Origin of the sequence: Bradyrhizobium sp. AS23.2 (assembly GCF_001908185.1) — a bacterium.
Taxonomy (GTDB): Bacteria; Pseudomonadota; Alphaproteobacteria; order Rhizobiales; family Xanthobacteraceae; genus Bradyrhizobium.
Genome location: NZ_LGHM01000037.1, coordinates 1 through 10,649 on the forward strand (window position 1 = coordinate 1; position 10,649 = coordinate 10,649).

At 61.0% G+C, this 10,649-nt stretch carries 3 protein-coding genes and 8 pseudogenes; 5 read left to right on the plus strand and 6 right to left on the minus strand.

Annotation, left to right across the window (positions count from 1 at the left end; translation table 11 throughout):
* Window positions 1-97: 97 nt before the first annotated feature.
* A pseudogene (locus AC630_RS47750) lies at window positions 98-740 on the minus strand (ATP-binding protein).
* Window positions 737-2,267: pseudogene (istA, locus tag AC630_RS08405) on the minus strand (IS21 family transposase). The pseudogenes AC630_RS47750 and istA overlap by 4 nt, the downstream one beginning before the upstream one ends.
* 173 nt (window positions 2,268-2,440) lie before the next feature.
* Here istA and AC630_RS46785 point away from each other — a divergent pair.
* Window positions 2,441-2,910, plus strand: a pseudogene (locus AC630_RS46785) (IS256 family transposase); the annotation flags it as partial.
* 268 nt (window positions 2,911-3,178) lie between these two features.
* On the opposite strand, the pseudogene AC630_RS08410 reads toward AC630_RS46785, so the two are convergent.
* Window positions 3,179-3,577, minus strand: a pseudogene (locus AC630_RS08410) (1,4-butanediol diacrylate esterase); the annotation flags it as partial.
* Between the two features lie 199 nt (window positions 3,578-3,776).
* Here AC630_RS08410 and AC630_RS08420 point away from each other — a divergent pair.
* The gene (locus tag AC630_RS08420; RefSeq protein WP_074118023.1) at window positions 3,777-6,053 is read left to right on the plus strand and encodes a T3SS effector XopP-like protein; all 2,277 of its coding nucleotides are present in this window, start codon (window positions 3,777-3,779) and stop codon (window positions 6,051-6,053) included.
* A 305-nt stretch (window positions 6,054-6,358) separates the two neighbouring features.
* On the opposite strand, the gene AC630_RS08425 is transcribed toward AC630_RS08420, so the two are convergent.
* Both AC630_RS08425 and AC630_RS08430 read right to left on the minus strand, forming a co-directional pair.
* Window positions 6,359-7,201 (minus strand): flavin reductase family protein, encoded by an 843-nt coding sequence (locus tag AC630_RS08425; protein ID WP_074118024.1) that lies wholly within the window; start codon window positions 7,199-7,201, stop codon window positions 6,359-6,361.
* 257 nt (window positions 7,202-7,458) lie between these two features.
* Window positions 7,459-8,529: pseudogene (locus tag AC630_RS08430) on the minus strand (aromatic ring-hydroxylating dioxygenase subunit alpha).
* 163 nt (window positions 8,530-8,692) lie between these two features.
* Here AC630_RS08430 and AC630_RS08435 point away from each other — a divergent pair.
* The 3 genes and pseudogenes from AC630_RS08435 to AC630_RS48245 all read left to right on the plus strand — a co-directional run.
* A complete protein-coding gene (locus tag AC630_RS08435; protein ID WP_074118025.1) occupies window positions 8,693-9,157 on the plus strand; it encodes a LysR family transcriptional regulator in 465 nt (154 codons plus the stop codon).
* Window positions 9,154-9,426 (plus strand): annotated as a pseudogene (locus tag AC630_RS46175) (LysR substrate-binding domain-containing protein); the annotation flags it as partial. The gene AC630_RS08435 and the pseudogene AC630_RS46175, both read left to right, overlap by 4 nt.
* Before the next feature lie 6 nt (window positions 9,427-9,432).
* Window positions 9,433-9,987, plus strand: a pseudogene (locus AC630_RS48245) (transposase); the annotation flags it as partial.
* Between the two features lie 267 nt (window positions 9,988-10,254).
* On the opposite strand, the pseudogene AC630_RS46185 reads toward AC630_RS48245, so the two are convergent.
* Window positions 10,255-10,649 (minus strand): annotated as a pseudogene (locus tag AC630_RS46185) (hypothetical protein); the annotation flags it as partial.

Sequence of the window (10,649 nt, forward strand, 5' to 3'; positions counted from 1 at the left end):
GGGATATCTTTGCCTATATCGAAGGCTTCTACAATCGAACTCGTCGTCACTCCGCCATCGGCTTTATCAGCCCGATCGAGATGGAGCTAAAAGCAGCTTAACCCTGTCCATTTTTTCGGGGGAAGATCATCATGGTGATTTGCGCCTGTAGCGCTCTTTCGAAGTTTTCGAGGAGATCGAGGCGCTGCTGGTCATTGAGGGTGTGGGTGCCCCAGTCGCCGAGGATGAGCAACTGGACACGTGCGAGCTTATCGATGAGGCGCGGGAAGCGACCATCGAGACGGGCCATGGCGAGGTCTTCGAACAGGCGCGGCATACGCAAATAAAGGACGGTATGATCGAGCCTGGCCGCCGGGCATCCGAAGGCGCACGCCAGCCAGGTTTTGCCAGTCCCGGTCAGGCCGGTGATGATGAAGTTCTCATGGGCTTTCAGCCAGGCGCCTTGCGCCAGCTGCAGGGTGTTGCGCCGGTCAAGGCCGCTGGGACGCGAAGTCGACGTCTTCGATGCAGGCGTCGACGAAGCGCAGCTTGGCTGTGGCCAGCCGATTGGTCAGGCGCCGGTCGGCGCGCATGGCGGCTTCGCGGTAGAGCATCAGGCCGCGCCACTCGTCGCGGCTGAGATCGGTGGCATTGTCCTGTTCGGCCAATTGCAGGTAGGCGTCCGCCATTCCGGCAAGGCCGAGGGCCTGCATCTGGTCGAGTGTCGGGTGGATCAGCATCACGATCTTCCTTTCCTTCATTGATAATAGGCGCCGCCACGGATGTTGGCGTGGGAGGGCGTGGCTTTGATGGGCTCGGTGGCAGGGCTCGCGCGGTCGAGCCCAGATTTGAGAATGGCGCTCACGGTGGAGCAATTGATCGCGTTGATGGCGAGCGCCCTCTCACAGGCCGCCTCGAGCCGATCGCGCTCGTAGCGCCGCGCCAGGGCGATGATCCCCATGGCGGAGCGATAACCTGCTCGGGATGCGGGCGCTCGCGCATCATCCGCTCGACCAGCGTGGCGGCATTGACGCCGACAAACTCGCCGGCGTCATATTGGCGTAGCGCCGATGGGCCTTGGGCATGTGCTCGTTCACGGTGACATGGCCGCTGCGCTGAGAACGGCGCACATGGCTGGCGACACGCGTGTGATCCTGGAAGATCTCGACGGCTCGATAGGTGAGCCGGACGTCCACCCGACGGCCGATCAGTCGGTGCGGCACCGAGTAAAAGATCTTGTCGACTTCGACGTGATAGTCGGGGAGGACCTTCGCCGTTTTCCATTCGGCGTATTCGAACGGCTCGCTCGGCAGCGGCGCCAGCGCCTCGCGCTCGATTTCCTCGAACAGCTGCCGGCGGCATTTGCCGATCTGGCGCATCGGCCGATTGTTCAGCTCCTCCAACAAACCGCCGATCGCAGTATTGAGATCGGTCAGGTTGAAGAACCGCCGATGGCGCAGCCGCGCCAGAATCCAGCGCTCGACAATCAGCACCGCGCCTTCAACCTTGCCCTTGTCGCGCGGCTTGCGGCTGCGGGTCGGCAAAATCGTCGTGTCGTAGTGCTCGGCCATGGCGGCAAAGGTTTGGTTGAGCGTCGGCTCGAACCACAACGCCTTGACGACCCCGGCCTTCAGATTGTCGCAGACGATCGCCTTGGGAACTCCGCCGAAGTACGACAGGGCTCGGGTCTGGCCCTCGATCCAATCTGGCAGTCGCTGACCGAAGCTCGCCATAGCGAAGGTCAGCGACGAGACCCCGAGCACCGCGACAAATATCTGCGCCCGATGGATCTCGCCGGTTTGCGGGTCGTTCACCTCCACCGTCGGGCCAGCATAGTCGGTCTGCTTAACCGCACCCGCCGCGTGGCGGTGGCGGAAGGTCGGGTTCGCCCGGCGCCGATAGGCATCAAACTTCTCGCAGAACCAGGTGTAACCATAACCGTCGGGATGCGCCGTCAGGTATTCCTGCCAAAGCAGCGTCACCGTGACGCCCTTGCGCTTGAGCTCCTGCGCCACCCGCGGCCACGCAGGTTCACTCAGGGCCTGCGGCGGCCGTCCGCCCCGCCGGAACAAGGCCCGCCGTAACGCCGCCTCGCTCTCGTAAATCGGCGGCAGCGGCCAGCTCAAGCCAGCTTCACGCGCCCGCAGCAGGTAGCTGGCAACCGAGGTCTTGCTGATTTGCAGCCGTTCCGAGATCGCCCGAACCGACAGGCCCTGCTCGTACGTCAGCCTCAGGATCGATCGTAGGTCCTTCACAGTGGTCCGTTGCGCTTGCTTCCGTCTCGGCATTGCCCTCTCTCAAACTCAGCTTGAGAGAGAACATTGCCTGAACGGCGCTCCCGAAAAACAACCTCCCGCAACTGTCCGCGATTTAGCGGAATCCCTGTCCCGGAATTACTGAAATCGCTGTCCGCGAATTACCGAAATCGCTGTCCGGAAATTGCCGAAACACGCACAATGCCATGACGAGAGATGACACAGTGGCCGCTTGGCCAGCAACCGGGGACTGTGAGGAAGCGTTGGCGGAAGTGCGGGAATTTCGATCGGTTCTGGGGGCGTGACGGCGCCCTGCGGGCCGCGCCGAGGTCGCTATCCGACGCGCCCCCCCCGCTGGGCCGAACGCGGGGGACAGATCGGCTTCCACCGCGGCAAAGTTGAGCGCGCGCGAGTTCGGGGGCGCGGATGGCTACGAGGTCACGATCGCGAGCTGAAACTGCGGCGGAGGAGGTCTGACTTGGTCGCTCCGATGAACTGATGCTAATCAATATGCCGATGCGGCGGTTCGTCCGCGCTGTCCGGCAACCCGAGGGTGACTGCCGGCTCCGCGCGAATAGGGATCTCGAGGTCGGCGCCCTCGCGGACGTTCGTCGCGCTGACAGCGGCGCGGCTAGCCGTCTTCATGGCTGCCGACCTCTTAGCGCTCGGCCTTTTGGAGAACCCAAATCGGTAGGCGCATCTCGCCAACGGCTTTATGCCGGTCTCTCCGCCGTCGGCTTGTGACCGCTCCTCTGCCGGAGCAACACTGCCGGTCTCATCGAACCCGCTTCATCGAGGCAATTGCCGTGCTGATCGCGACTCCAAATTGCTTGGCGGCTTGATCGAGGGACATCCGCCCCTGATCGCGGCCATGACACGCTTGCGAAGATCAAAGAAAAAGCTTGTCGATCCATGCTGACCTATGTCCAGCCAGCATGGTGAACCACGTCGCGCGACGGGTCGATCCAGCAATTAGGTGTTGGCGGGGCCCGCCCAGTCGAGGCTGCCTGCGCTGCGCCCTTCAGCGGTCTTCGCCGTGTTGATCATCAAGCTGAGGCCTCACTTCTTCACCTGCTCCGGATAGAGATCGACGTCGTTTGTGTACAGCGGCGCGGCAGTCGTCATCTTGCCCATGCGAGTTTACCAAATATGGTTCTTTTGTCGCGACAGTCTTCGCCTTCAGCACCTGGTTGCCGTTGCCGCGGCCCTTGTTGAGAATCATCTGGGTGAACTTGATGTAGTCGCGCGCGGTCGAATAGAGGGCGCCGCCCCCCAATGTGGAATTCCGGCTCCTGCTCGAGCTCGAACGGGATCGATGCGAGCTGGCCGTCATGTTGGGCCGCGAACTCACAGCCAGCTTGCGAAGCAGGAGGCGTATCTGCAGACCAGAAAACCCAAAACCAAGGCGTACTCTAGGGAATTGGGAGCCATGCTGATTCTGTTTTATCTGTGCATCCGGGAGAATGCCGTTCGTCAGCTGATCGTCAGCCAAGCCGTCTATCTAAATAGCCTTGGCATTCTCGCGTGGATCGGAGTTGGAATATGACGGGCATTGGCCGACCTGGCAAATCGCACGTTGGGGCTCCTGGAGCCGACGGGACGTGGGAATCGAGCAGTTCCCGGTCGGAATCAACTCTCGCCGCTGGTGAAGGCACCCAATCTTTCGATTCCGTCGTAGAGCGGATGCGCTCTGGGTCTCAGGATAGAGCGTCGCCGGCGGTCAGCCAGCCGCGAACTTCGGGTATGGCAGTCCCCATTTTTTCGACGGGCGACGAGATCAGGGCAACAAAGCAGAAAATGGACGGCCTGCTTGCGGAGCTTGGCACTTGCCGCAATGCGGCCAGGCAGAAGCAGACCTTGTCGGAGGCACAAGAGCGGATCGACCAGCTGATCAAGGCAGGCTCAAACGTTTTGGAGTACTACGCGAGGCTGCCCCGGCATGTGGCGCGTAGCATTTTGTCCGACGATCAGGCCCGCCGTCTCCGCGACGAAGTGCTCGATGCGGGGAAGCAATGCAACGACCTGGGCAGCCAGACGATCCGCGACTTGGAGAAGGAAAGGACGCGTGCGGCCCATTTGCTCGATCAGCTTGTCCTATTGGGCGTTCCCTTTGACCAGGTGAGCCGAGCGGCTTCCGGTGTAGCAAGGTACTATGCGGCCTGCATGGAGTGGTGGGAAAAGAAGGCTTTGCGCTTCGAACACATGCAATGGGTATGCGTCGCCACCGCCAACTTGCCAAGTACAACGGTCGAGATGCGGCAGGCTGAACAGGCCACACTGCGGCTGCACAGCGGTTGGGCGGTGCACACGAAGTGCCTCCATCTGCAACAGCAGGTCGCTCTCGCGCGGGTCAAGATTGGGCCTCACGCGAGCACATTCGAACCAGCCATGAGGGAAATCCTCATGGCTGAGAACGGACAGGTGCGTCTGCTCGGAACCTTCATCAGGGACGTTTTTCCGGCGCTCGTCTCGACGTCCGACGTTGTTCTAAACAACGAAGGACGCGCACTCGACGCAGCGCACTGCGCCGTTCTGGAAGGAGTCATGGATCGGCTTACGGAATTTGCGTTGGGCTTGCACGACATTGTTTCCAAACTCAGCGATGCCGGAACAGGTGCCGACCTGCCATTGGACTTGTTGGGTCAGATCGAGGAAGGCGCCTGGGTAGCTGCGCACGACGTCATGCGCTTCGTGCAACTGCAGCCGAAGACGCCGGCCACCATTGCAGCTACGGCCGACGCTGCGGCTGCGACACCGGCCAGCACGACCGGCAAGGTTGTAGTGGCCGAAGGCACGACAGCGCGCAGGAAGGGGAAAGGCAAGCGCACACCGGCTGCTGACGCCGGGAGTTCTGCGGTCGGGCAGACGCAGGCGGAGGTCGCTTCGGCCGACAAGGTCGCGGCGCCAGCATCCAAGGTCGTCGTGCTCTCGGATCTAGGGACGAAGACGCTCGTGAGCGCGGAGGAAGCGCATGCGAGGGCGTCATCGTCGGCCACGGCACACTTGGCGATTTGGCAGGCCCCGCCATCAATGGAGACGCTGACGCAACTCCTCAAACGTTTGGACGAACTTTTGCACTTTGATCTGGCTGGTCAGCAAAAGGCAGTCTCGCAAGCCCGCCAGATGAGACCCGAGGACGCCGACCACGTCGTGGATTCCGTAATCGAGCTTCTGCAGACTCAGGCCGCCGAAATGCAGGCTTGTGTGGCTGTCTTAGAGGAACCTCGTCGACGCGTCCTGCTCACGCCCGCGCAAGTGCGCGAAGTGCACGACAAACTAGTCCGGCTCAATATTATGCGATCCGAGGCGCAGGGGCTGGCCAAGGCTTTGAACGAGCGGAAGGTGTCGACTAAGATTGAATGCATGAAGACCTACGGCTTTCCGTCGCAGAAATACCTTGAACACTTGCTGGCGGCCAAGGAATTGGCGCCTGCGGATCTACCGCGCGCGTTAAAGGGAGAGCCAGGGGCGCTTTTTGAGATCAAGCTGCAACCCAAGGCGTTACGCAATGGTGCAATGCCGAGTCCGATGTGGGTGCACGTCCATACGAAGCGGCCGGTACATGCGGGCCAGTTGGCGACGCTGGATGACGCCGACTTTGCCGCTTGCCACGTCAAGTCCAACGAACAGCGCGGCTTCAATCAGCAGTGGCAGAACGCGCGGGCTGCTATGGGTCGCGAGAACGTCATAGTCCACCGCGGCAAGCTCACACCTGCGTTCTGTAAGTCCTTATTGACCACGGTGCATAGCGGCATCTCACCCTATCGGTTTGCCGAGGCGGAGGACCGGTCGTCGAAGGCCGCTCAACATGAGATCTAGTCAGGATCGTCTCGCGGTAAAGTGCCGATTGTGACACCATCAGCCAAACCTGCGGATCCTTAGCCAGGCCGTGATCAGGTCAGGGGCCTTCAGCAGCCGTTAGACTGAAAGCTCCAAGACCAAGTACTCTCGCTCTTCGCCGAACGCATGGCCAGTTCTCGCGGACAGCTCCGCAAGCAGCTCTAACGAAGCCAAACAGCTGATGACCATTGCGGAGAGCGGCCGATCACGGCTCGGTGCTTGTTGCCTGGCCGGCGACAGCTCGCGCGCGGCTCTGCGCTCTGGCCGCAGCGATTGAAAGGAGACTACACTAAGCCCGGGCATGCCCTCTCGCCACACCGAACGATCATCCCGCCTGAGTAGATCAGGCAGGCCTTGTTGGAGCGAGTCCTAAACGGCAGCGCGCGGGCGTCGCAACCATGATGCCCGATCCGCATTCGATCAGGCGTGTCGATGGTTACATAACCGCGCGCGAGGCGCGACACGGAGGTGCAGAGCTTGCTGTTTGTCGCCCGCTCTTCAGTGCTGAAGAACACGTCGCGATGATCGATCTCAGCCGACGCCTCCAGGATCGGCAGCACGCAAAGACCGCATTCTCCGCGACGGCAACCGAAAATCATGTCGACGCCGGCTGCTTCAAGCGCCTCAAGCATCGAGCGATGGGCAGGCACTTCAATTTCCGGGCCCAATCGGGGAACTCTGATCTTGAACGGGGTGTCCGCGAGGCCACCGGTATTGTCGAATGTCTCGTAGCGAAGGTGCGTCGCGCGTCTGCCCGCTTGCCTCCAAAGCTGTTTGGCCGCCTCCAACATGCCGAACGGGCCGCACACATAGAACGCACCACGCGCGTCTAGTTGGGCGATCTCGCCGCCGATGTCGATCCGCCGTCGCTCTTCACCGGCGAAAAGCTGAAGTCGTTCGCCGATGTAAGTGGCAAGCTCGTCCGCGAGCGCGAGGTCCCGACGGCTGCGTGCGGCATAGAGCAGGCGGGAATTCGTACCGGCTTGCTTCAGTGCCAGCGCCATCGTGCAAATCGGCGTGATGCCGATGCCGCCGGCCAGCAGCAGGTAGTCCGGCCGGTCGTAGCTCAGTTCGAAGCTGTTGGTTGGCTCGAAGATCGTGAGTCGTTCGCCCGCTTGAGGCGCCACATGCCGACAGACCCACCCCGGCTCGGCCGCTTGACGGCGATGCGATAGAGCCGTCCGCACAAGGTCCCACCAATGAATAGCGACGAAGCTGCGGCTGCGTGTCGGTCGGCACGAGAACGTCGATGTGACTGCCAGGCGTTACCTTGATCAACGGACAGTCCGGCTCGATCTCGATTAGACGGACGTTAGGAGTGAGATCGCGCGTGGCGCGAAGGCGTGCGCTAATCGGTTCTGTCGGCTTGGCCATGACTTCTCACTCACTCGGCCGCAACGTTAGCGATCACGGGGACCTGCTCGTCAGCCTTCATCCGGTCGATCAGCCGCCGTGCGCAGAGCGCGCCCGCATCGATGTTGAGATCGTAAAAGGGAGAGCGCGGGTTCTTGTCGATGGCAGCCTGCTACGCCTCCAACACCCGGTGATCCTGATCGTAGACCCCTGCCCTGCCATTAACATGGGCAAGCTGGAGCTCTTTCGTTAGGTGCACATCATCTCTGCGATAGTTTCGGACAAAGTTCCAGAAGTAGTGCACATCGTCTCAGTTTCCGGTGTGATCGCCGCCAAAAACGCACTGCTGACGCCGTGCGATCGGTCGCCTTGCGGCGCCCGGTATTGGTCAGTGCCACGCCGACGTCTCCGACGACCACCGACGGCGCCTGAAACGTCACGATCTGCCAGCGATCGACACGGCCCGCGCGTGCAAGTTGGTGGCCCCAGAACGGGGGTGGTTCGATGTCGATCATCCAGCGCGTCATCCCCGCCGTGTTCTCGGTGTGGGTCACATTGAAGGGCGCTGCCGTGATCGCCTCGTCGCCAATGCTGCCCGCGTGCACATAGGTCTCGTGCGTGAGGTCTATCAGGTTGCCAACGATCAGGCGATAACCGGATTTCCGCTGATAGAACGTGCCGCCGTTGCCGACCCATTCTGTGCCGTCGTTCCAATGAAAATCTGGAATTTGGCGGGGTCCGCCAGCGCTGGATCGCCGGGCCACAGCCAGACCAGACGACGCCGCTCAGCCACCGGATAGGCACGCACGCAGGCTGACGGATTGATCGTGTTCTGCGCGGGCATGTAGGAGCAGCGGCCGGCCGAATTGAACACCAGCCCGTGATAGCCACACATCACGTCGTCGCCCTTGAGATGTCCGAGTGACAACGGCAAAAGCCGGTGCCAACAGGCATCCTCCAGTGCCGCAACGAGGCCATCAGTGCGGCGGTAGAGCACAACGTTCTGGCCGAAAATTGTGCGGGCGGAAAGCTCGCGGGCGATCTCATAGGACCATGCAGCCGCGTACCAGGCATTGAGCGGAAAAGGTTTGGGTGCGTTCATGGGCTCTCCATGGTTGAGGCTATCGTCGCGGGCTTGCCGCTTTAACTCCCATTTTCGAGCAGATTGCGCTGGCAATAGTGTTTGAACAATCGGACAGAGTTGATAGCCGTTATCTACTCTTTCGATACGGTGGTTTGGTCTGCGCGAGGAGGGACTCAAGGAAATGGCAAAGGATTGGGATCCGCTCGCGATTGATTTTGCTGCGATCCGTACTTTGCGCCTGGTGTCGGAACTGGGCTCCTTCTCGAAGGCCGCCGAAGTGCTCGGTACGAACCAATCGACGACTAGCTATACGCTGGACCGGCTGCGCGCGGCGTTCCACGACAAGCTGTTCGTGCGCCAGCATGGCGGGATCGTGCCAACGCCTCGCTGTATCGAGATCGTTGAGTGTACCAGCCACCTGCTTGAGGGCTTCGAGGGACTAATGCAGTCGGCAGATTTCGATCCCGCAAGCGCGTCCGGGCAGATCGCGATCGCCTGCAACTATTACGAACGCTCGATCATTCTGCCGCGTACCCTCGCTGAGATCAGGTGCCGGGCGCCGCGCCTGCTGCTGGAAATCAAGACGGCGCGTGCGAAAGGGATCGCTCAAACGCGGCGAAGCCGATCTTCTTGTTGGCCCCTATGATTCAGGAGGAGAACTTTTATCATCGACATCTGCTGGATGACCAGTATGTGTGCGTTATGCGCAAGAGCCACCTGCTCGCTGGCCGGAGGTTGGGCGTCAACGACTATGTCAAGGCGAGCCACAGCGTCGTCACCTATGGAGGCACCTGGCGCTCAGGCTACCTCAGAGCGCTCGATGAACGCGGCCTGTCGCTCAACCAGGTGGTCACCGTGCCGAGCATCTCCGATCTAAGGCATATTCTCCTCGGCACGGACCTGGTCTCGACGGTGCCAAGAATAGGGCTGCTCCCACGCGCGATCGGACTGCAGTTTGCCAATCTGGCCCGCGAGCTGTTGGTCGAAGATCATTAGCTTCTCGGTGCGATCGAGCCGCTGCTGTCGACCATGAGCAGATCTGTGAGCAACAAAGCAGGTTAGACCACGAAGTCCGGCAGTTGGCAAAGTCGGATGAACGACACGTCGCCTGATGAGGTGTCGGCGTGGTGGCGGCCTTGATGTTCCGCCATACAATCGATACCGGTCGCGCTTCCGATCGGCATCGAGCGTCGGGACCTATCTTGGTCTCGCGCCTCGGCGCAATCAGTCCGGCGAAACTGATAATCAATGGCAAATGGGGAGACTCGTTTTCTCCGAACCCACCTATTCAAGGCGGCGACCGTTCTGCCTTATCGGGCGAGGAAATGGTCCTCCCTCAGGACCTGGGGAATGAAGCTAGCCAAGCGGATCGGCATGAACAAGAAGGTCGCCGTCGCACGGCAGATCGCTGTCCTCCTCCGCTGCATCTGGGTCGACGGAATATCGTTCGATTGGGGTCAAGCGAAGCCGGCCTGATCCTATCTTGCGAGAATTCGGCCCTTCCCAACGGCCGGTGATGTCCTGCTGGACGGCAGTTGTGGCGACCTCGGTCAGTCGGCTGGTGACAGCTCATCCGCACTCCGCTGGAAACGTTGAGGCGCCCCAGCCGGACATCATGATGAGGTGCTGCGCGACCTCTGAAAGGGCCATGACCACAGCGATGGCATTACCCATAGGCCGATCTAATGCCTCAGCCCCACTCGCGCGTCTCCGCAACCGTGAGCAGCTCCGTCGACGCGAGCGCTACCGTAGTGCTATTGGCAAGCTCGAAACGGAAGCTTGACAACAAACCGCAATTAAAGAGCTGATTGACATCCCGCTGTGCGCGAACGCATTGAGCGCACGGTCGGCCGGAATTCTGAGCAATAGCTTTGCGCGACCGGCTGAAGCAAAAGCCGCGAAATGTCGATCGGTGCAGGCCGCGTCGACGCGGAAGCGCCGCCCGAGGCGCCTGAGGGGGTATTCGTCAATGTCCGGCCTGGCCTCCAACGACCCGTAAGCGCTGAAAACAAGTGAGTTAGCCTCGACAACGGAAGAAACATGGTGAGCCAGAAGCCTGTTCGCCGTCAGAGCCCTTGAGACAAATTGAGGGACTTCACGAAGGGAGGATTTCTGGTTCATCGTAGCCGCAAGGAGCG